19 protein-coding genes are annotated in these 20805 nt (G+C 64.0%); 6 read left to right on the top strand and 13 right to left on the bottom strand.

Annotated elements, in window-relative coordinates:
- Positions 1-11: 11 nt before the first annotated feature.
- The 5 genes from KY494_RS27495 to fur all read right to left on the bottom strand — a co-directional run bounded on the left by KY494_RS27495 (position 12) and on the right by fur (position 3717).
- Complete coding sequence (locus KY494_RS27495) at positions 12-569, bottom strand: SiaB family protein kinase (protein ID WP_070222302.1); 558 nt, start codon at positions 567-569, stop codon at positions 12-14.
- Between the two features lie 65 nt (positions 570-634).
- Positions 635-1849 carry a SpoIIE family protein phosphatase gene (locus tag KY494_RS27500; RefSeq protein WP_219888986.1) on the bottom strand — a complete coding sequence of 405 codons (1215 nt, stop codon included), beginning with the start codon at positions 1847-1849 and terminating at the stop codon, positions 635-637.
- A 180-nt stretch (positions 1850-2029) separates the two neighbouring features.
- Positions 2030-2620 carry an NAD(P)H-dependent oxidoreductase gene (locus tag KY494_RS27505; RefSeq protein WP_219888987.1) on the bottom strand — a complete coding sequence of 197 codons (591 nt, stop codon included), beginning with the start codon at positions 2618-2620 and terminating at the stop codon, positions 2030-2032.
- 216 nt (positions 2621-2836) lie between these two features.
- The gene (locus tag KY494_RS27510; RefSeq protein WP_219888989.1) at positions 2837-3202 is read right to left on the bottom strand and encodes a MerR family transcriptional regulator; all 366 of its coding nucleotides are present in this window, start codon (positions 3200-3202) and stop codon (positions 2837-2839) included.
- 74 nt (positions 3203-3276) lie between these two features.
- A complete protein-coding gene (gene fur, locus KY494_RS27515; protein WP_219888990.1) occupies positions 3277-3717 on the bottom strand; it encodes a ferric iron uptake transcriptional regulator in 441 nt (146 codons plus the stop codon).
- 242 nt (positions 3718-3959) lie between these two features.
- Here fur and KY494_RS27520 point away from each other — a divergent pair, with 242 nt between their 5' ends.
- On the top strand, positions 3960-4856 hold the full coding sequence (locus KY494_RS27520; RefSeq protein WP_219888992.1) for a LysR family transcriptional regulator: 897 nt from the start codon (positions 3960-3962) through the stop codon (positions 4854-4856).
- A gap of 149 nt (positions 4857-5005) precedes the next feature.
- Positions 5006-5623 (top strand): OmpW family protein, encoded by a 618-nt coding sequence (locus KY494_RS27525; protein WP_219134544.1) that lies wholly within the window; start codon positions 5006-5008, stop codon positions 5621-5623.
- A gap of 81 nt (positions 5624-5704) precedes the next feature.
- Here the strand turns inward: KY494_RS27525 and KY494_RS27530 are convergent, their stop codons facing one another.
- The 5 genes from KY494_RS27530 to KY494_RS27550 all read right to left on the bottom strand — a co-directional run bounded on the left by KY494_RS27530 (position 5705) and on the right by KY494_RS27550 (position 9274).
- Positions 5705-6532: a MetQ/NlpA family ABC transporter substrate-binding protein gene (locus KY494_RS27530; protein ID WP_219888994.1), complete on the bottom strand. Its 828-nt coding sequence runs from the start codon at positions 6530-6532 to the stop codon at positions 5705-5707.
- 32 nt (positions 6533-6564) lie between these two features.
- The gene (locus KY494_RS27535; protein ID WP_071076516.1) at positions 6565-7239 is read right to left on the bottom strand and encodes a methionine ABC transporter permease; all 675 of its coding nucleotides are present in this window, start codon (positions 7237-7239) and stop codon (positions 6565-6567) included.
- Positions 7232-8041, bottom strand: a complete 810-nt coding sequence (locus tag KY494_RS27540; protein WP_219134546.1) for a methionine ABC transporter ATP-binding protein — start codon at positions 8039-8041, stop codon at positions 7232-7234. The genes KY494_RS27535 and KY494_RS27540 overlap by 8 nt, the downstream gene beginning before the upstream one ends.
- A gap of 336 nt (positions 8042-8377) precedes the next feature.
- Complete coding sequence (locus KY494_RS27545) at positions 8378-8824, bottom strand: YbaN family protein (RefSeq protein WP_375143427.1); 447 nt, start codon at positions 8822-8824, stop codon at positions 8378-8380.
- 141 nt (positions 8825-8965) lie between these two features.
- Complete coding sequence (locus KY494_RS27550; protein WP_219888996.1) at positions 8966-9274, bottom strand: hypothetical protein; 309 nt, start codon at positions 9272-9274, stop codon at positions 8966-8968.
- A gap of 26 nt (positions 9275-9300) precedes the next feature.
- On the opposite strand from KY494_RS27550, the gene KY494_RS27555 reads away from it, so the two are divergent.
- Complete coding sequence (locus tag KY494_RS27555) at positions 9301-9867, top strand: YceI family protein (protein WP_219888997.1); 567 nt, start codon at positions 9301-9303, stop codon at positions 9865-9867.
- A 176-nt stretch (positions 9868-10043) separates the two neighbouring features.
- Here the strand turns inward: KY494_RS27555 and KY494_RS27560 are convergent, their stop codons facing one another.
- A complete protein-coding gene (locus KY494_RS27560; protein ID WP_219888999.1) occupies positions 10044-11852 on the bottom strand; it encodes an NAD(P)/FAD-dependent oxidoreductase in 1809 nt (602 codons plus the stop codon).
- Positions 11853-11995: 143 nt separating this feature from the next.
- Positions 11996-13138 (bottom strand): sigma-54-dependent Fis family transcriptional regulator, encoded by a 1143-nt coding sequence (locus KY494_RS27565; RefSeq protein WP_219889005.1) that lies wholly within the window; start codon positions 13136-13138, stop codon positions 11996-11998.
- A gap of 208 nt (positions 13139-13346) precedes the next feature.
- Between KY494_RS27565 and KY494_RS27570 the strand changes: the two genes are divergently transcribed.
- The 3 genes from KY494_RS27570 (at position 13347) to KY494_RS27580 (ending at position 17868) form a co-directional block, all read left to right on the top strand.
- Positions 13347-14843 carry an alginate export family protein gene (locus tag KY494_RS27570; protein WP_219889007.1) on the top strand — a complete coding sequence of 499 codons (1497 nt, stop codon included), beginning with the start codon at positions 13347-13349 and terminating at the stop codon, positions 14841-14843.
- Positions 14844-14878: 35 nt separating this feature from the next.
- On the top strand, positions 14879-16207 hold the full coding sequence (locus tag KY494_RS27575) for a serine hydrolase (protein WP_257572110.1): 1329 nt from the start codon (positions 14879-14881) through the stop codon (positions 16205-16207).
- A 119-nt stretch (positions 16208-16326) separates the two neighbouring features.
- The gene (locus KY494_RS27580; protein WP_219889009.1) at positions 16327-17868 is read left to right on the top strand and encodes a CHASE2 domain-containing protein; all 1542 of its coding nucleotides are present in this window, start codon (positions 16327-16329) and stop codon (positions 17866-17868) included.
- Positions 17869-18042: 174 nt separating this feature from the next.
- On the opposite strand, the gene KY494_RS27585 is transcribed toward KY494_RS27580, so the two are convergent.
- Complete coding sequence (locus KY494_RS27585) at positions 18043-20805, bottom strand: Hsp70 family protein (protein ID WP_219889011.1); 2763 nt, start codon at positions 20803-20805, stop codon at positions 18043-18045.

Below are 20805 nucleotides of genomic sequence, written 5' to 3' on the forward strand. Positions count from 1 at the left end.
AGTCGGCTCTTTCAAATGATGGCTTTGATGCAGAAGATGGTGTGCCCCGGCTCCTGGGGGTCCTGGACGAATTCGAATTCCAGCGGCTCGCTGGCGTCGCGCGCCATGGTGAGAAAACCCAGGCCCGCGCCCTTGCTGTCGGACGGCGCTTCCTCGCGCAGGGCCTTCTTGTAGGCGAGGCGGATTTCTTCCATCGTCATCGTGTGCAGCGGCTCCAGGCGGGCGCGGATCTGCGCCACGTTGTCCGTCGAGACGGGGTTGGCGCACAGCAGAAAAAAGCTGTCGCCGCGCGTGCCGATGCAAAACGAGCCGCGCCGCATCTGCTGGTCCAGCTGCGCATCGGGCGTCAGGCTGTCGGCGGAATAGTGCATGATGTTCTGCGACATTTCGATGAACGAGGAAAAGATGCGCCGCCGCGTGGGTCCGGCCGCGCCGGCCGTGTCGAGGCGCGCCTTGATGGTTTCGGAAATGGCGCTCACCACGTGCTGCGAGAAATAGCCCACGTAAAAAAAGATGATGTTGCGCTTGCGCGCCACATCCCAAAACTCGTTGAATTCTTCGTACAGCACGTCCGTGCTCCTGGCTAGCCGGTGACCCGGTTTCTTGTTGATAATGTGGTTCGATGGCGCCAAAACTACAGGCGGAAACAGAAAAAGGTCAGGTCGTCGCGGCGCGGCTGCTTGCCTTGCCAGGCGGCGCTGTCCTGCAGCAGCGCCGCCGCCACGTCGCCGGCGGGCGCGTCGCGTCGCGCCAGCAGCTGCTCGCGCATGCGCCGCTTGCCGTAGGCGATGTCGCGCGCGCCGCCGATCTGGTCGAGCAAGCCGTCGGTCGTGATGAACAGCAGGCTGCCGGCGGGAATGGCGAGCGTCTCGTTGTGCCAGCAGTAGCCGGCGGGCGTGTCGACATAGCCGACGCCCATGCGCGCGCCGTCGATGGCGCGCACGGTCTCTTCGCCCGGCGCCACCACGTACAGCGCCAGTTTCGCCCCCGCGAAACGCAGGCTGGCGCTGGCGTCGTCGTAACACAGGAAGGCGCAATCCATGCCGTCGTTCGAACCGGCGTGGCCGGCGTTGTCGCTGCCGGCGCCGTCCTGGCCCAGCAAGGTCTTGATGGAGCTGCTGACGGCGTCGATCAGGGCGGCCGGATCGCGCGGTCCCAGTTCGCGCAAGGCCTGGCTCAGGGCCGACGAGGCGATCAGGGTCATGAAGGCGCCCGGCACGCCGTGCCCGGTGCAGTCGGCGATGGCGGCGAACCAGCCGCCCGCGTGGCGCTCGAAGAAGTAAAAATCGCCGCCGACGACGTCGCGCGGCTGCCATTCCAGGTGCGCGTCGGGCAGGGTGGCGCGCAATTCCGCATCGGAGGTGCGCAGCCGGGCGCGCTGGATCACGCTGGCGTAATCGATGCTGTGCATGATTTGCCGATTCTTTTCCGCCTGCATGGTGGCCACCACGTTCATCAGCTGCAAGCCGAAGCCCACGCCGGCCAGCGCACCAGCTTCCGTGATGATGAAGCCGTCGGCCAGCGCCTTTTCGCCCGCTTCCACGGCGCGGAAGGTGAGATCTTCGATGCTCATGGCGCCATCGACGATCAGCGGTTCCTTGTCCATGAAGGCGATGCAGCTCTTCTTGCCGTACACCTCGTGATAAAAGGGCTTGGACATCTGCGACATGAAGATGTTGCGGCTGATTAAGCCGATGGGTTTCTGCTGCTCCGTGACGGGCAGGCTCATCATGTCTCGCCGTTCCGTGAACAGTTCCAGCACGGCGAAATTGCTGGCGTCGGCCTGCACCGATTCCGTGGGGATGCACAGATCAAACGCCACGGAGGTGCGATAACGGGGAAGATGCAATCGAGAAGCGTTGAACTCCACAGCGGCTACCTTTACATGACGAGCGGACCCTTGTTGTCGCGACGGCAAGGCGACTGACAAACAGGCAATATCATCATGGTAGCCCTGGAATGTGACGGCTTGATTACCAGCTTGTCAAAACCGTATGCAAGATGGCTGCATGGCAATCCGTTGCCGGGCTTACAGGCGCCGGGCCAGCGCCTGCGCCTGTTCCAGCCAACGCGCGCGCTGCGCTGCGGTGGAATCGATCATGGGGCCGAAACTGGCCACCTTGACGGGCTTGACGCCGCAAAATTCCAGCGTCGTCTTGCGCAGCTGGTGGATGCCGGGCATGTGGTAGACCCAGCGGAAATACCAGGGCGGCGTATCCATCGCCACCAGGAGCTGGGCCGTGCGGCCCTTCAGCAGCTGCGCCGGGAAAGCCTTGCCCGGACGATACTTGAAGGCAAAGCCGGGCAGGAAGATGCGATCGACAAAACCTTTCAGCAGGGCCGGCGCGCCGCCCCACCAGATCGGGTAGGCGAACACCAGGTGTTCGGCCCAGCTGATGGCTTCCTGTGCGGCCAGCAAGTCCGGCTCCAGCGGCTGCACCTGGCGGTAGCCTTCATGCAGGTTCTGGTCGAAGTCCAGCTGGCCCAGGCGCAGTTCGCGCACGCTGTGGCCCGCGCTGCGGGCCGTGGCGGCATAGGCCTCGGCCAGGGCGGCGCAAAAACTGTCGCTGGACGGGTGGCCGAGGATGATGAGAATGCGTTTGGGTGTAATGTTGCTCATGCTGCAGGCTTTCCATTAAAGAACAGCTTGCATGCTAAAGCCTGCCCCTGGGGGCAGAGTCAAGCGGCCGCTAAGTAATCCTCAGGAAATTATTGTGAATTTATGACGAACAGAACCGGATGCTATGCAAGGCGCCCGCTGCGACGCAGTGCGAGCACTGCTAGCAGCGGGCAACGCCGCAGAGGGCCGGTTATGGAAGTCAGAAATCACAATAATTTATTGGGGGTTACTTAGGTGCTGGCGCGCCAGGCAGTCGCCGATTTCCGCGTCGATGTCGGCCAATTGCGCGTCGAGCCGGCGCAGGCGGGCGATATCCTGCTGTATCTGTGCGCGCTTGGCGGCGATGTGCCGCGACAGGGCGGCCCAGTCCGTGTCGTCGCCGGCCAGGATGGGCAGCAGTTCGGCCAGGCGGAAGCCCAGCGCCTGCGCCTGGCGTATCAGTCTGACTTGCGCCAGATCTTGCTGCGTGTAGACGCGGTAGGCGCCGGAGCGGCGCACGTCGCCCAGCAAGCCCAGCGTTTCATAGTGGCGCAAGGCCTTGGGCGAGGTGCCCGCCAGGCGGGCGATTTCTCCGATGTACATGCTTGTCCCTGGTTGAGCTGCGGCGCACGCAGTGTAGCGCAGGTGGCTTGCCAGGCGCTACCTTGCGCGCTGCCTCAGGAGGCTTTGCGCGGCGGGACTTTCTTCGCCGTGCAGTCGGCGCAGGTACCGTATAGCGACAGCGCGTGCTCGTGCAGCACGAAGCCCCGCTCGGTGGCGATTTCATTCTGGCGCAGTTCGATGCCTTCATCGACGAATTCATCGACCTTGCCGCAACCCGTGCAGACCAGGTGGTCGTGGTGCTGGCCTTCATTCAGTTCGAAGACGGCATGGCCCGATTCGAAATGCCGGCGAAACAAAATGCCCGCTTCGGCAAACTGCATCAGCACGCGGTAGATGGTGGCCAGGCCCACGTCGATCTTTTCAGCCAGCAAGAGTTTGTACACATCGTCCGCACTCAGATGCTTGATGCCGCCTTCTTGAAACAGCTGCAGAATCCGCAAGCGGGGGATGGTCACTTTCAAGCCCGATTCACGCAGTTCCCTCAATATATCCATGTCTCCCATTCCTTTTTATGATCGCCTGAGCGAGCGCTTAAGCGTGAACCTGCATTATATCGCAAATGATAATCATTACCATTCGCATGTGCGAACTGGAAATATTATGCGGTGTAGCCAGTTGGGTATCCAGTGACATCGGCGCAAGCTCCGATTGCGTTGCACGCATCTTGCGCTGGAATTGCAAAACCAAGGCCGATATCGCTACACTGTGCAGCACGGAATAACAATGGAGCAGGGGCATGGATCGATTCGATGCGATGCGCATCTTTACGCGCATCGTCGAGCTGCGCAGTTTCACGCAGGCGGCGCATGACCTCGGCTATCCGAAGGCGACGGTCACGCATGCGATCAAGCAGCTTGAAGCGCGGCTGCGCGTGCGGCTGCTGCAGCGGACCACGCGGCAAGTGACGCCCACGCCCGATGGCGAGGCGTATTACCAGCGCTGCGTGCGCCTGTTGGCGGACCTGGAAGAAACGGAAGCCGTGTTTTCCTCGGCGATGCAGCAGCCGGCCGGCAAGCTGCGCATCGACCTGCACGCGACCCTGGCCATGCATTTCGTCCTGCCCGTGCTGGACCGGTTCTGCGCCCGCTATCCCTTGATCGAACTGGAAATCGGCATGGGCGACCGCCTCGTCGACCTGGTGCGCGAAGGCGTCGACTGCGTGCTGCGCGTGGGTGAGCTGAGCGACTCGTCGATGGTGGCGCGCCGGCTGGCGTTGCTGGAACAGCTGACGTGCGCCAGCCCCGCCTACCTGGCCGCGCACGGCACGCCGCAGAACCTGGCGCAGCTCGATGGCCACCGCGCCGTGAATTTCTTTTCCGCCCAGACGGGCAAGGTCTGGCCCTTCGATTTCAAGGTGGCGGGACAGCGCCACAGCGTGGCCTTGCCGGGTACGGTGTCCGTCAACAATGCCGACGCGTATCACGCCTGCTGCCGCGCGGGCCTGGGCCTGATCCAGGCGCCGCGCTATCACCTGGAGCGGGCGCTGGCCACCGGCGAGCTGGTGGAGGTGCTGCGGGACTGGCGTCCCGACCCGCTGCCCGTGTCCGTGCTGTATCCCCATCAGCGGCAATTGTCGCCGCGCGTGCGCGTGTTTGCCGACTGGCTCGCCAGCCTGTTTGCCGAGGGGGTTTAATTTTGCGATGCCGCATTTTCTTGACCTGGGCAAAGAAAAAAATCCCTCTAGTGATGCCATCTAGCACTATTTGATGTGGATCAAAGTTTTTGTTGCACTGCACTCTTAGACTTCGCAGCGTTACTTAACGACAAAAAGAGGGAACTAGAATGAAGAAGTCCGCAACTGCAGCAGCAATCGTTTTGGCCGCCATCGGCGCATTCGCCGGCAATGCAATGGCGCAGGAAAGCCCATGGCTGGTGCGTGCGCGTGCCGTGCATATCGATCCGGCCAATAAATCCACGCCGCTCTTCGGCGCTGGCGCATCGGACACGATCCACGTCAGCAGCAAGACGATTCCTGAAATCGATATTTCGTATTTCTTTACCCCCAATATCGCTGCCGAGCTGATCCTGACGTATCCGCAAAAGCATGACGTCACCCTGGGTGGCCAAAATATCGGCACGTTCAAGCATTTGCCGCCGACCTTGTCGCTGCAATACCACTTCATGCCGGAAAAACAGTTCAGCCCATACGTGGGTGCAGGCGTGAACTATACGAATATTTCGAGCGTGAAACTGCTGAATGGCGCTGGCCGCCTGGAGCATGACAGCTGGGGCTTCGCGCTGCAAGCTGGCGTCGACTACAAGCTGGACAAAAACTGGTCGCTGAACTTCGACATCAAAAAAGTACAGATCCGCAGCGACGTCTTCGTCGGTTCGGCCAAGGCCAGCGAAGTCAAGATCGATCCTGTCCTGATCGGCGTCGGCGTGGGCTACCGTTTCTAAGCATGGCATGACAGCGCCCGTGCGGCGCGGACAATAAAAAAGGACGGCTTCGCCGTCCTTTTTACGTTTGGTGCACGCCGTTTATTTTTTCAGCGTCTTTTCCAGCGCCAGCTGGTAGTCCGTCTTTTCGTAGCCGGCCAGGTATTTGTTCGTCGCGTCGAGGAAGGCGCGCGAGCGGTAGGCCGCTTCCAGGTCCTTGACCCATGGCTTGGCCTTGTCGGCCGTGCGGATGGCGACCAGGTTGATGTAGCTGTCCGAGATCTTTTCCACGCTAAGGGCCGACGTCAGCTTCATGCCGGCGGCCAGGGCGAAGTTACCGTTCACAAAGGCGTAGTCGGCGTCCGCCAGCGAACGTGGCAGCTGCGCCGCTTCCAGCGGCACCAGTTTGAGCTTCTTCGGGTTGTCCAGCACGTCGCGCTCGGAAGCGCGCAGCGGATCGACGTTCGGTTTCAGCTTGATCCAGCCCATCTTGGCCAGCATCACCAGCGCGCGCGCCTGGTTGGTCGGGTCGTTCGGCATGGTGATGGTGGCGCCGTTTTTGACTTCCGCCAGGGTTTTTTGCTTGCCGCCGTACAGGCCGATCGGCATGGTCGGCACCGTGATCAGGGAGCTCAATGGCAGCTTGTTATCGGTGGCGAACTTGGTCAGATACACGATGTGCTGGAACACGTTGGCATCGAGCGAGCCTTCGGCCAGCGCGTAGTTCGGCTGCACGTAGTCGTTGAATTCCACGATCCTGACCTTGTAGCCCTGTTTTTCCAGGATGGGCTTGATGCCCAGCTTCAGCTGGTCCGAATACGGGCCGGAGCTGGTGCCGATGACGAGTTCTTTCGGATCCTTGGCGTGGGCGGCGGTGGCGAAGGCCAGGCTGGCGGCGGCCAGGAGCAGATTGCGGCGAAGATGGTTCATGCTTTTCCTTGTACTGAAATACTGAATATGAATTAACGTTTGTCGAGGCGCTTGGCGATGCGCGTGCCGGCGAACTGGATGGTTTGCACCAGCACGATCAGGATGGCCACGGTGACGACCATGATGTCCGTCTCGAAGCGGTAGTAGCCGTAGCGGATGGCCAGGTCGCCGATGCCGCCGCCGCCCACCACGCCGGCCACGGCCGAATACGACAGGAAGCTGATCGACAGCACGGTCAGGGCCAGCACCAGGCCGGAGCGCGCTTCCACCAGCAGCACGCGGAAGATGATCTGCATTTCCGACGCGCCCATGGCATGCGCCGCCTCGATCACGCCGCGCGGCACTTCGCGCAGGTTCTGTTCCACCAGGCGCGCCAGGTAGGGAATGGCGGCGAACGACAGCGGCACGGCAGCCGCCAGCGGGCCGATCGAGGTGCCCGCGATGATGCGTGTAAACGGCGTCAGGGCGACCAGCAAGATAATGAACGGGAAGCTGCGCACGGTATTCACCAGCCAGCCGAGGATCATCGACAGCGGACGGTTTTCCAGCGACTGGCCTTCCGAGACGAGGAACAGCACAATGCCCAGCGGGCCGCCGATCAGGATGGCGGCGCTCAATCCGATGCCCAGCATCGTCATGGTCTGGCCCAGCGCCACCGAGATTTCCGGCAGCAGGTTGACGACGTTATTGATCGATTCTTCAAACATGTGTTGCATCCTTCCATGCGGTGGCTTCAAACGCCTCGGTGCCGTAATACGCCAGTTCGCGTCCCAGCGCCGTCTTGCGCGGGGTGGCCGTGTCGCTCAAATCGAATTGTTCGGCGATGGCGCCGTTTTCCACGACGGCGACGCGGTTGCAGATGGCGCCCAGCACCGACAGCTCATGGCTGACGATGACGATGGTCACGCCGAGGCGCGCATTGATGTCGCGCAGGGTGTCGAGCAGGGCGCGCGTCGTTTCCGCGTCCAGCGCGGACGTCGGCTCGTCGCACAGCAGCACGTCGGGGTGGCTGGCCAGGGCGCGGGCAATCGCCACGCGCTGTTTCTGCCCGCCCGACAGTTGCGCCGGATAGCTGTGCAGCTTGTCGGACAGGCCGACGAGCGCCAGGCATTCCTCGACGCGGGCGGCGATCTGCTCGCCCTTGGTGGTGCCATGGATTTTCAGGGGGAAGGCGACATTGTCGAAGACGCTGGCGTTTTGCAGCAGGTTGAATTGCTGGAAAATCATGCCGATGTTCTGGCGCGCGTCGCGCAATGCGCTCTTGCCCAGGCGGGTCAGTTCGCGCCCGGCCACGGTAATGGTGCCACTGTCGGGACGCTCGAGCAGGTTAATCAGGCGCAGCAAGGTGGATTTGCCGGCGCCGCTCTTGCCGATCAGGCCGAAAATATCACCGGGATAGACTTCCAGCGTGACCGATTTGACCGCGTGGAATTGTTCGCCCTTGGGCAGCGCGAAGGTCTTGTTGGCGCCATCGATGCGAATCACCGGCGTACGGTGTGGTGTGGTCATGCAGTGTTTCCTTTTTTATTGGACCGTGACAGGCTTGCTTGCAGGGGCCAAATCGCCCGGCCTGCTACGTCGGTTGCGTAGTATACCTCCGATCGTGTTATTACTCCTACGACAGAATCTTGCTTTGAATATGCAAATAATGTCTATGCGCCGGTTTTCAAGTTGAAAAAGCGGAAAAGCGGCGTTCTTACCGAATTTAATCGCGTCGATGGGCGTGGCAGAGCCGCATCTTGGTGAAAAGTTCGACGTGCCCTGCGGACGCCTCATGGTGTTTTTGTGTGAAGTTCGGCTGACTTGGCGTTTTTTCGACGCAGGCACGGCGGTTTGCTGCCTGCCTTATGGCTCTTCGCGGGCAGATTCTGCTCCGCTGGCGGCAGGCCCTTCGGGACGGCGCAACAGGTAGACGAGGACGGCGATTTCCATGGCGCCCACCATGGCGATGACCCACCATGGCGGATGGCCCAGGCACATGGCGACAAAGCCGATGGCCATGCCCAGGCAAGCCATGGCCTTGCCGCGCCGCGAGACGGCACGGTGTTCGCGCCATTGGCGCAGCGACGGGCCGAAGCGGGGATGGTGCAGCAGCCAGTGCTCGAGGCGCGGCGAGGCGCGGCTGAAGCAGGCCAGGGCGAGGATCAGGAAAATCGTCGTCGGCATGACGGGCAGCATGGCGCCGATGATCCCCAGCAGCACCATCAGGGCGCCTGCGGCGGTCCAGGCCCAGCGGCGCAGGCGCCGGCCATGCGCTTCGCGCAGCGGCATCCGGGCGTGCGGCTCCCGCATCAGGCGAAGGCGCGGGCGCTCAAGCCCTGGCTGCGGAGCGGGGAGGCGGCATGATGGGCGTTCAAGGTGCGCATATCGTGGCGGGTGTGGCGGGTGGCCGTCATGTTTTTCTGCTCTGGGTTTGGCTCTATTATGGAGGAATCAAGGCGACGCTGCATGCGCGCCAAGGCCGTGATAATAACCACCCTGTAGAATAATAACAAGAATCATTCTCATTTGATGTGTGCTGAGGCGCCGGATAACGCTGGATATTTTTGGCAATGCAGACAATAATCGGCAGCAGAAGGCGCTGTCGTGGACATCATCGTTGTTATTATCGATTTTATCGATGCTAACTAGGTATATTTTGCGTTTTACATCGATCTTCATGCCATGCATAATCTGTTGTAACTGAAGCCAGACAATCAGCCGCATGCGTCGTTCGCCTGCAGCTGCTTGCGGTTTTGACATCCTCCACTTTCTATCAGGAACCTACAATGAAAAAACTGCTCGCTTTTATCGCCGCCGCCGGCTTCTCGCTGTCCGCCGTTGCCGCGCCTGAAGTCTATGTCATCGATGGCAGCCACACTTTCCCCCGTTTCGAGTACACCCACATGGGTTTCTCGACGCAGCAAAGCCGTTTCAATAACACCACCGGCAAGGTCACGCTGGACCGCGCCGCGAAGACGGGCGCCGTCGAAGTGCTGATCGACACCAAGTCCGTCGACACGGGTTCGACCCTGTTCAACTCGCACATCCAGGGCGAAGACTTCCTCGACACGGCCAAATACCCGGTCGCCACCTACAAATCGACCAGGTTCAATTTCGACGGCGACAAGCTGGCGTCCGTGGATGGCAACCTGACCCTGAAAGGCGTGACCAAGCCAGTCACCCTGACCGTCACCTCGTTCGCCTGCGCACCGCACCCGATGCTGAAGAAAGACGCTTGCGGCGCCAACGCCACGGCCAAGATCAAGCGTTCGGAATTCAACGCCGGCAAATATGCGCCAGCCGTCAGCGATGATGTGACGTTGACGTTTGCGATCGAAGCCATCAAACAATAATATTGTTGGCTGCAGGATGCAAAATGGCGGCGGACTTCGGTCCGCCGCCATTTTTTTTGGGGTGGCGGTAGGTCGGATTAGTGCGGCAAAGCCGCGCGTAATCCGACATGAGCCGCCAACAATGTGTCGGATTACGCGGCATGCCGCTCATCCGACCTACGCGGGGTGCATCACCTTTACGCCAGGTGATGCACCTCCTGCTGCCCATACACGGGCGTGTTCAACCCTTCCATGCGCGCCTTCAGCTGCAGCGACAGGTACTGCGAATAGTGGCGCGACTGGTGCAGGTTACCGCCGTGGAACCACAAGGCTTGCTGCTGCGTGGGTTTCCACATATTGCGCTGCTCTCCCTCCCACGGGCCCGGGTCCTTCGTCGTGGCGGAACCGAGGCCCCACACCTTGCCCACTTTATTCGCCACCTCGGGCGAGATCAGGTCCGCCGCCCAGCCATTCATGGAGCCGTAGCCGGTGGCGTACACCACCAGGTCGGCCGGCAGCTCCGTGCCGTCGGACAGTACGATGGAATGGCTTTTCAGCTCCTGCACGCCGACCCCGCTTTTCAGCTTGATCTTGCCGTCGGCGACCAGCTCGGAGGCGCCCACGTCGATGTAGTAGCCGGAGCCGCGGCGCAGGTATTTCATGAACAGGCCCGAATCGTCGTCGCCGAAATCGAGCATGAAGCCCCGTTCTTCCAGGCGCTGGTAAAAATCCGCATCGCGCTCGCGGATGGTCTTGAAGACGGGCCTCTGGAAGTCGGCCAGGATTTTATACGGGATCGAGGCGAACGTCAGGTCGGCCTTGTTTGTGGTCATGCCGGCCGCCAGCGCCCGTTCCGAATACAGGTCGCCCAAGGCCAGGTCCATCAAGGAATCGGACTTGACGATGTGCGTCGACGAGCGCTGCACCATGGTCACGTCCACGCCTGCTTCCCACAGGGCGGCGCAGATGTCGTGCGCGGAATTGTTCGCGCCGATGACCACCACCTTCTTGCCCGCATACGCGTCCGGCCCCGGATGCTGCGACGAGTGCTGCTGCTCGCCCTGGAACACGTCCATGCCCTTGAACTTCGGCAGGTTCGCCTTGCCCGACATGCCCGTGGCCAGCACCAGCTGCTTCGGCTTCAGGGTGACGGGCTGGCCGTCGCGCAGCACCTGCACCGTCCACTCGCCAGCGGCCTCGTCGAAGCTGGCCGACTCGCATGACGTCGAACCCCAGTAATTGAGCTCCATCACCTTGGTGTACATTTCCAGCCAGTCGCCGACCTTGTCCTTCGGTGTGAAGACGGGCCAGTTGTCCGGGAAAGGAATATACGGCATGTGGTCGTACCAAACCGGGTCGTGCAGGCACAAGGACTTGTAGCGCTTGCGCCAGCTGTCGCCGGGACGGGCGTTTTTCTCGATGATGATGGTGGGGACGTTGAGCTGGCGCAGCCGCGCGCCCAGCGCGATGCCGCCCTGGCCGCCGCCGATGATGACGCAATAGGGCTGGCGCGCGTAGCCCAGTTCGGCCGCTTCCTGTTCGCGGTGTTCCAGCCAGCTGCTGCGGTCCGTGCGCGCGCCGTGTTCCGCGCCCATGGGCCGCCGGCCGCCCTTGGCTTCCTCAAAACCCTTCAATTCGCTCATGGTGGTGAGCAGGGTCCAGATCTTGCCGTCGCGGATGCGGATGAAGCCCACGCCGCGCGCCACCTTCGTTTCCACCGTGATCCAGCTTTGCAGCACGCCGTCCGCTTCCACCGCATGTTCGCCGTCGGCGATGCGGATGGAAACGGGCTGCACGGCGCCCAGTTGGGCGGCCAGCATGGCGGCGATCTGCCTGCGGCCTTCCAGGGTTTTCAGGTTCCAGGTAAACAGCACGAGGTCGCGCCAGTAGCCGTCCTGTTCGAACAGCTGCGCGGCGCCCGTGCCGTCGCTGGCGCGAAGACAGCCTTCTAGCTGCTCCAGGATGCCGGCCACGGCCTGGTCGTGCGGGTTGATTTCGGTTTGCATCGTGTCTCCTCCAAGTCTGCTGACTTTATGATGGGATGCGGCTGTGTTGCCGCTGACGATGTTGTAACACTGGCGTTCCGGCCCCGCATCTCGCAGCGCAGCATGGCGGAATATGAGACGGAAATCTCAGCTTGCCGGATGCCTTACTGGCGGTGCGGCGGCACGATGTGCAGCTGCTTGAGGCGCCGGTACAGGGTGGCGCGCGAGACGCCCAGCATGGCGGCCGCCTGCAGCGGGCGCCATTTGGCGGCGTTCATGGCGTGGACGATGCGCGTGCGCTCGGCCAGCTCCGGCGGCGTATATTCCACGCTTTCTTCGGCCGCCGGCGCCTCGCGTGTGGCGCGCAGGCGCGCGCTGGCCTGGCGCAGCGGCGCGCGCACGCGGGCGTGCAGCCAGGTGCCGCCGCCGGCCAGGCGCAGCGACAGCAGACTGTGTCCCGCGCGCGCATCGAACAGCCGCTCGGCGCGCACTTCCAGCACCTCGGTGACGGGGCGCGGCAGGGTGTCGAGACCTCCGATGATGTCGCGCGCGCAGCCGTTGGCGGCGACGATGTCGCCATGTTCATCGATGGCGAGCAGCATCTCCGGCTGCACTTCCACGAAGTGGCGGTTGCGGTGCGCCAGCAGGATGCAGCAATGGCTGTAGGACTTGAGAAAAAAGCCGTCCTCGATCAGGGTGGCGCCCTGGCGCACCAGTTGTTTCACCAGGCGCTGGCTGTCGCGCGCGTCGGGCGAGTTCAATGCCGACGCATCGAGCACGCCGATCAAGTCGCCGTGCGGTGAAAAAATCGGTGCGGCGCTGCACGTCAGGCCCGTGAAGGCGGCGCGGAAATGGTCGCTCTTGTGCACGGTGATGGCTTCCTGGTCGAGCAGCACGGAGGCGATGCCGCAGGTGCCTTCCTCTTCCTCCGACCAGCAAGAACCCGGGTACAGGCCCGCCTTCTTGAAATTCTTGCGCTGGTGCGTGTCGACCACGTAATCGATCGTCACGCCGCGCGCATTGGCGAGGATGACGCAGTAGCCCGCTTCGCGCACCATGGCGTGCAGGCGCGGCAGGCACTGGCCCGTGGAGCGCAGAAAATTTTCCTCGGACTGCTGGATGGCGCGCAGTTCGGCGCCCGTCAGGATGCGCGGCCCCGTGGTGGAGGCGGGGTCGAGCCGGTAGTCGTCCAGCGAGCGCCGGTACGACGACGCCAGCCTGGCCGTATCGGCCCCCGGATTGACGATACGGCCGGCGATCAGGTCGCGCACGCGGTCGATATGGCTGGTCTGGCGGACGTAGGGCATGGCGCTCTCCGGTGTCTCGATATTTTGTATGGTTGTCTGTTTGTAGCATGACGGCGGGGATGGCGCATCCTGCGCTGCAGCATGGCGCGCGCCTGAGACGATCGTCTCAGCCCCTGGTCCCGCACAATAGGATGCTTTACAACAATAAAAAAGAGCATCTCTGATAACATCCGCTCAAATTGACAGTCAGTTAGCGCAAGGGATATCTATGGCAACGCAAGCGATGTTCCCGGTGCGCCACGCACTCGTCCTGGCCCTGCTGGGCTGGAGCGCCGCCTGCGGCGCCGCCGGCCAGCTCGATCCCGATGGCCAGAGCAGCATGGAAAAAGAAGTGGCCCGGCGCGCCGCCGTCGAACCGGCCATCGTCGCCGACTGGCACATGACGCGTTCCTTGGAAGCGGGCGTGCAGGTGGCGGGCGAGAGCAATCTGTTCTGGAAGCTGTCGAATACGCCGGCGCGCAATCCCGATTTCGATTTCAAACCCTACTGGTACGAGTTCTATGTCAAGCCGGCGCTCGGTTTCAAGCGCAACCTGGGCGATGGCACGCAGCTGTATGCGCGCGCGTCCGCCGTCGGCTCGGGCACCTTGCGCCACGATCCATTCGGCGCGGGCGACACGGGCCGCATCTCGATCGAGGAATTCGTCGCCGGCATCCGCATGCCGCTCGGCGGCACGCGCGCCATGCTCGACCTGTCGGCCGGCGCGCAGAATTTCACGCTGGGCACCGGCATGCTGATCGCCAATGGCGGCTCGAACGGCTTTGACCGGGGCGCGCTGAAACTGGGGCCGCGCAAGGCGTTCCAGAATTCCGTGGTGGCCAAGATAAGCCAGGACGCGTTCAGCGCCCAGGCGTTTTACCTCGACCCGAATGAAAACCCCGACAACGATAGCGGCACGCGCGTCGTCGGCGTGGATGTCAGCTACGCGCCCGCGAACGACCGCAAGGCCGGCATCGCGTATGGCAAGGTACCGCGTTCGCATGCCGCGTATCCGCAGGCGGCGCCAGACGGCATCGGCGCGCCGCTGGCCGTGACCGATGGCCGCAAGGATCTGCAGTTCGTGTATGGCTACGCGCGCGTCCCCGTGCTGCCCACCGTGCTGTCGAAAGGCTGGTTCGGCGTCGACGCGGCGCGCGAGTGGAATACGCGCGAGCCGATGCGGGGCTGGGGCTGGCGCACGGAAGGGGGCTTTTCGCTGCCCGACGTGGCCTGGACCCCGAAGTTCACCCTTGGCTACCAGAGTTTTTCCGGCGACGATCCGCACACGGCGCGCAACGAGCGCTTCGACCCGCTGTTCTTCGAAGGCACGCCGGGCGCCTGGGCTTCAGGCAGCAAGGCCACCTGGGTTTTCGTGAATGCTAACGTGAATGCGCTGCAGGCCACCATCGAGCTGCACCCGACGCCGAAAGACACCGTGACCGCCTACCTGGCCCAGGTGCGAGCCAACCAGATGGGCAGCCCGCTGCAGTTCGGCCAGGCCACGCGCCTCGACGTGCCGGGCGACGCGCCCGTGGTGATCGCCGGCGTGCTGCGCCCGATGCTGGCCAACGATGTCTTCGTCAAGTATGTGCGCGTGGTGAACCCGAATACCTATCTGACCCTGGGTTTCAGCGCCTCGTTCGCGCAGTCGGGCGTCAACCAGCTGGTGAATGGGCAGGCCAAAACGTGGACGGGCTGGCTGGCGAACGTCGTGTGGGTCTATTAAGTATTCTGTATTCTGTTTATCAAGGAGAGCATCGCATGAACGATTTTCCCAGCATGAAACGCCTGGCCCTGGCCGCCGCCTGCCTGGCGCTGGCCGCCGGTGCCCACGCGGCAGAGACGACGGCGCCGCTGTCAGCGGCCGCCAGCGATCCGGCTAGCCTGCAATGGATGGTGGGCGCGCCGCCGCCGGCCGATAAAATCATCCGCTTCGACGACGGCAGCTATTTCAATTTCCCGCAGCTGCGCTGGAGCGTGTCGCACTTCCGCCAGCTGATGCCGACGGTGGACGTGGCGCGCGGCTTGAAAGCGCCCGTGCCATTGAAACGCGCGCTGCGCAAGGATATCGACAGCCTGCGTTTCACGCCACTGGGCGCGACGGAAACGATGACCTGGGAGCAGTCGCTGGGCGCCAACTACACGGACGGCATCGTGGTGCTGCACCGGGGCCGCATCGTGTATGAGCGTTACCTTGGCGTGCTGAAGGAAGGCGGCCAGCATGGCGCCATGTCGGTGACGAAGTCGGTCATGGGCACTATCGGCGCGGCCCTGGTGGCCGAAGGCAAGCTCGATCCTGACAAGAAAGTGGCCGAGTATGTGCCGGAACTGGCCAAGTCGGCGTTTGGCGACGCCACCGTGCGCCAGGTGCTCGACATGACCACGGGCCTGAAATTCAGCGAAGATTACGCCGACCCGAAAGCGGAAGTGTGGCAGCACGCGGCGGCCGGCAGCCCGCTGCCCAAGCCGAAGGATTACACGGGGCCGCGCAGCTATTTCGAGTACCTGCAAACGGTGCGGCACGAGGGCCGGCATGGCGAGGCGTTCGGCTACCGCACCGTCAACTCCGACGTGCTGGGCTGGATCATCGCGCGTGTCACGGGGCAGAACGTCAACGACTACCTGTCCGAGCATATCTGGCAAAAGCTGGGCGCCGAACAGGATGCCTACATGACGGTCGATTCGACGGGTACGCCGTTTGCCGGCGGCGGCCTGAATGCGGGCTTGCGCGACCTGGCCCGCTTCGGCGAAATGCTGCGCAACGATGGCCGCTACAACGGCCAGCAGATACTGCCCAAGGCGGCCGTCGACGATATCCGCCGCGGCGGCGACAAGCAGCTGTTCGCCAAGGGCGGCTACGATTTGCTCAAGGGCTGGAGCTACCGCGACATGTGGTGGGTCACGCATAACGATCATGGCGCCTACATGGCGCGCGGCGTGTACGGCCAGCGCATCTATGTCGATCCGAAGGCGGAAATGGTGATCGTGCGCTTCGCTTCCACGCCGACGGCGGCCAATGCGGCGAACGATCCGACCACCACGCCGGCCTTCGAAGCGCTGGGCAAGCTGCTGCTGGCCAAGCCGAAGTAAGCTGCCAGGCTGGCCTGTGCCAGCCGTGCGGCGGAACGGACGCAACTGCAATATACTGTCCTTTCGTCATTACTTGTTGTATGAGTGATAATTTAGCGCCGCACGCAAGGAGTAGCACCGTGAAAACCAGCCAGCCAGATCAACCGCGCCCGCCGCTCTGGCGGCGCCTGCTATGGCCGGTCGCTCAGCTGGGCTCGGCCTTCAAGCTGACGGGCACGCATCTGCTGCACCACGTGATCGGCGCCAGCCTGATCGCCGCGCTGATGCTGGTGCTGGAAGGTTTTCACGTGCTCGAATGGCTCGATGCGGCCATGCTGCGCGCCAGCGCGGCGCAGGGGCAGCTGCTGGAGCGGGGCAAGGACCCGGGCGCCGCCTACCGGCCCGGCATCATCGAAATCGACCAGCCCGCGTTCGAACAGGTCTTCGACGAACGCGAACCGCTGGAGCGCACGCGCCTGGAACAATTGCTCGCCAGCGCGGCCGCGCGCGGCAGCAAGGTGCTGGCCATCGACCTGGACCTGGCGCCGGCCGTGTATGAGCAGCACAAGGCGGGCGAGCGGCCGCTGGACCGCCTGCTCGACCGGCTGGCCGCCGATGGCCGGCAACTGGTGCTGATCCTGCCCGAACAATCGGACCAAAACGCGAACCTGTCGTGGATACGCGCGCGTTGCGCGGCCGGCATCCACTTCGCCAGCCCGCGGATCCGCGAGCGCATGGGCGCCGTCACGCGCATCGAACTGAAAAGCCCCGTACTGGCGGCCGTGGCCTTCGAGCTGGCGCATGGCGCCGACGAGCAGGAGCAGCAGCAACCGATGCCGGCCGCCTTGTCCGAGCAAAAGCAAGGGCTGGCGCTGGCCGGACGCGTGTGCCAGCTGGCGCGGCGCACGGGCAGCGAAAAGGAGCTGGCGCGCTGGGCGTTCGAACCCGTCATCCACGGCGACGCGAAGGATGCGGCCGAGCAGAACGCCGTCACGGCGCCGTTTCACCCGGCCGCCGTGGCGCCGCAATTTGTGAACCCCACGCGCACGCGCGTCCAACTGATCGATGGCCAGGCCGGCGTGGCGGCGAATGCGCCACGCAAGAACGTCGTGTATATCGGCAGCACCTATGACGTGCGCGACCGCTATACGACGGCAGAAGGCGAACAGGCGGGCCTGCACCTGCACGCGGCCGCCCACACCTCGCTGGGCATCGGCACGGCCGACGTCAACAAATATGCGGTGTTCGTGGCCGATATCGTCATCGGCGTGCTGCTGGGCTGCCTGTTCGGCGGCTTGTGGACGCTGTATGGCCGCGCCGAACTGGCCATCGACAAGCGCATGGAAGACCACGATTTCAGCCGCTTGCACCGCGTGGGTACTTTGTTTGAATTCTATGGCATCCGCCTGATGCTGGTGCTGGTGTGGGCTTCGCCCTTCGTCATCGGCGCGCTGGCCATCTACCTGGCGCGCGGCTTGCTCGAGCAGGGCTGGTGGGTCAATCCCGGCCCCCTGATCGCCGGCATGTTCCTGCACGCGATGTCGCTGCGCGACGAAGCCCACCATCCGCACGAAGAAGTGCCGGGCCTGTCCGTCTGGGCCCAGCTGCGCCGCACGCATCCCGGCATCGTGCTGGTGCAGGCGCCGCTGGCGGTGGTGCTGTTGATCATTGCCGTGATCTAGCGCAAGGCGGCGTGCCGCAATGGCCTGGGTATGGCTGGCCGATAGTTTGCCGCGGTATTGCGGCGCGCGCAGCGAAGGGTAGGTCGGATCAGGCCACAGGCCGTCATCCGACAACATTGTTGGCGATGCCTGGCGGATTACGCTACGCTAATCCGACCTGCGTGACCCATGGTTTCAGCCGATCAGCTTCAACCCCGGCGGCAGCGCCTCGCCCAGCATGCGGCGGGTAACAGCTTCGTCCAGTTGCGTCACTTCGCTGACCATCGTTTGCCACAGGGGCGGGGCGCCCACGGCTTTCAGGCGGGCGAGCACAGTGGCGCGCAAGTCGTCGGCGATGTCGCGCGAGCGGTCGCCCGTCATGCGCGCCAGGTGCGCGGCGGCAAACGCCGCCGGTTCAACTTTTTTCCAGTCCAGCGCCAGCAGCATCGTGAGCCATTCGGCCACGGTGGCGCTGTCGACCACTTCGTGCGCGCTGCCGTGGAAGGGCTGGCGCGCGCCGACCCTGGCCAGCGCCCACAGGGTGTTCGTGTCCGCCGCTTCGCTATCCGCCTTCTGCAGACGCTTGATCAGCCAGGCGCCCACTTCCGCCTTGTAGGCGCCGGGGATGCGCTCGAGCGAGGCGCCCAGGCGCAGCATGTCGTCGTCGCTGCCGTTCACCAGGGTGACGGGGCGGCCGCCGCGCTGGACCGCATCGGCTTGCAGGTTGAAGGCGAAGTCGTCGAGCAGGCGCAGTTGCTGCTGCGTGCTCAAGCCGCCGGCCACGCGGCGCCACAGGGTCCACCATTCGGCGCACACCTGGTTGTCCTTGTGATGCTGGATGCCCGTGTCGAACAGTGCCCACAGCTGTTCGATGCGCCACGGATCGAGCGCATCGCCATAGCCGGGCCGCAAACAGTAGCCGGCCAGGTTCAGCCAGACACGTTCATGTTCGGCGGAGCGGCGCCGGCCACGCGCGCGTTGTAGCAAGGCGTCGAACAGCTGGCGCAGCAGCGGCGTCTCCCAGCTTTCGCGCCCGCCCAGTCCCCGTTCCAGGTGCTGGCGCAGCTGGCGTACTTCCTTGGTTTCGACCTTTTGCGCCTTGCCGCCGAAGATGCGCTCGATTTTTTCGACCGCTTCCTTCACGCGCGGTGAGACGGTGGACGTTTCGGCGTGCATTTCTTCTTCGCCCCGTAACTGGAATTCCAGCAGCCAGCGCTGGCCGGCATCGGCTTCGGCCACGCAGTGTACTTCCAGCGTGCCGACTTCCGTCATGACTGTCGCCAGCTGCACGGTGATTTCGCGTTTGTCGCCGGCATCCTGTTTATCATGCAGCACGCTGGCCAGCGGCGGCAGGCGCAGATACTCGCCCGCGTCCAGGTCGACGATCTCGCCCAGCCTGGGCGGCGCTCCCGCCTCAAAGAGGGAAGTGGCCAGGTGGAAGCGCACGGGTCGGCCCAGGCGCAGCGCGAACAGGCGCTGCGTCAGGCGGATTTCTTCGCCGCTGGCGCTGCCACGGGGCAGGATGCAGATGGCGCGGTTGTCCTTGCCCGCCTCGCCCAGCACGAGAAAATAGCTGCGCGGCGAGCCGCCGCCGATGCGCGGCGCCTGGCCACGCCGCGCCAGCGCGTAGGCGACGGCGCCACGGGCCACGGCCACGTCGGGATTGTCGTTATGCAGGATGGTGAGGGGCTGACCCCTCCAGTGTTCCAGGGTGGCGGCCAGGCGGCGTGCCAGCGCATCGGCGCGGAACACGCCGCCATTCAGCAGCAGCGTATCTGGCAGCTCGCCGTGGTGCTGCTGCAGGAAACTGGCCAGGTGGCGCGTGATGGCCGCGTCCTGCGCATACGGCAGGCCGAATTCGACGATGCCGGCGCGGCCCTTTTTCGCAGTATCGTTTTGCTCAACTTTCGGGAAGAAGCCGTCGACCACCAAGGCCGCCACTTCCTCGCGCGTGACGTCGGCGGAACGGCTGGCGCCTATCAGGCGAGATCCCGCGCCCAGTAAAGTCACGGTGACGCTCTCGGGCGCGTCGCTGGAGAGCAGCAATTCCTTGGCGGCGCGGCAGCGCTCCATCAGCTGCGACAAGCGCGCGGCGGACAGCTTCATGCCGCCCACGACGCCTGCGGCCATGCGCGTTTCCACCAGGTGGGCCAGCGCCAGGTCCATATTGTCGCCGCCGAGGATCAGGTGATTGCCCACGCTGCTGCGCGTGAGCTGCGGTGCGCCATCGTCGTCGAAGGCGACGTCGATCAGGCTGAAATCGGTGGTGCCGCCGCCCACGTCGCACACTAAAATGCGGCGCGTGTCGGCCAGGTCTGCGCGCAAGGTGGCGCGCCGCCGGTGCAGGTAATCATAAAAGGCCGCCTGCGGCTCTTCCACCAGGCGCAAGGTGGGCAAGCCCGCCAGGCGCGCCGCCTCCAGCGTGAGTGCGCGCGCACCCTCGTCGAACGAGGCGGGGATGGTCAGCACCAGTTCCTGCTCTTCGAGCGGAGCCTGCGGGAAGCGGTGATTCCACGCGGCGCGCACGTAGGCGAGGTAGCTGGCGCTGGCCGCCACGGGCGACACCTTGGCCACGTCGGCATCGGCGCCCCACGGCAAAATCGGCGCCTGGCGGTCCACGTTCGCGTGCGACAGCCAGCTCTTCGCGCTGGAAACGAGCCGGCCTGGCACTTGCGCGCCGAGCTGGCGCGCCAGGGTGCCCAGCACGGCATGCTCAACGTCCTGCTGCGGCCACGGCAGCAGCAAGTCGCCCGCCGCCAGCTCGCCGGCGGCGGGGTGGTAGCGCAAGGAGGGCAGCAGGGGGCGTGCGCCCACTTCGCCGGGAGCGACCAGCTGCTCGATGGCGAACAGGTTTATTCCTGCCTGCGCATCGCCAGCCGCCGCATACGCCACCACCGTGTTGGTGGTGCCCAGGTCGATGCCGACCAGGAAGGCCGGCTTGCCCACAGCGCTGCCCAT

It is taken from the genome of Janthinobacterium sp. PAMC25594 (assembly GCF_019443505.1).
Taxonomy (GTDB): domain Bacteria; phylum Pseudomonadota; class Gammaproteobacteria; order Burkholderiales; family Burkholderiaceae_D; genus Janthinobacterium.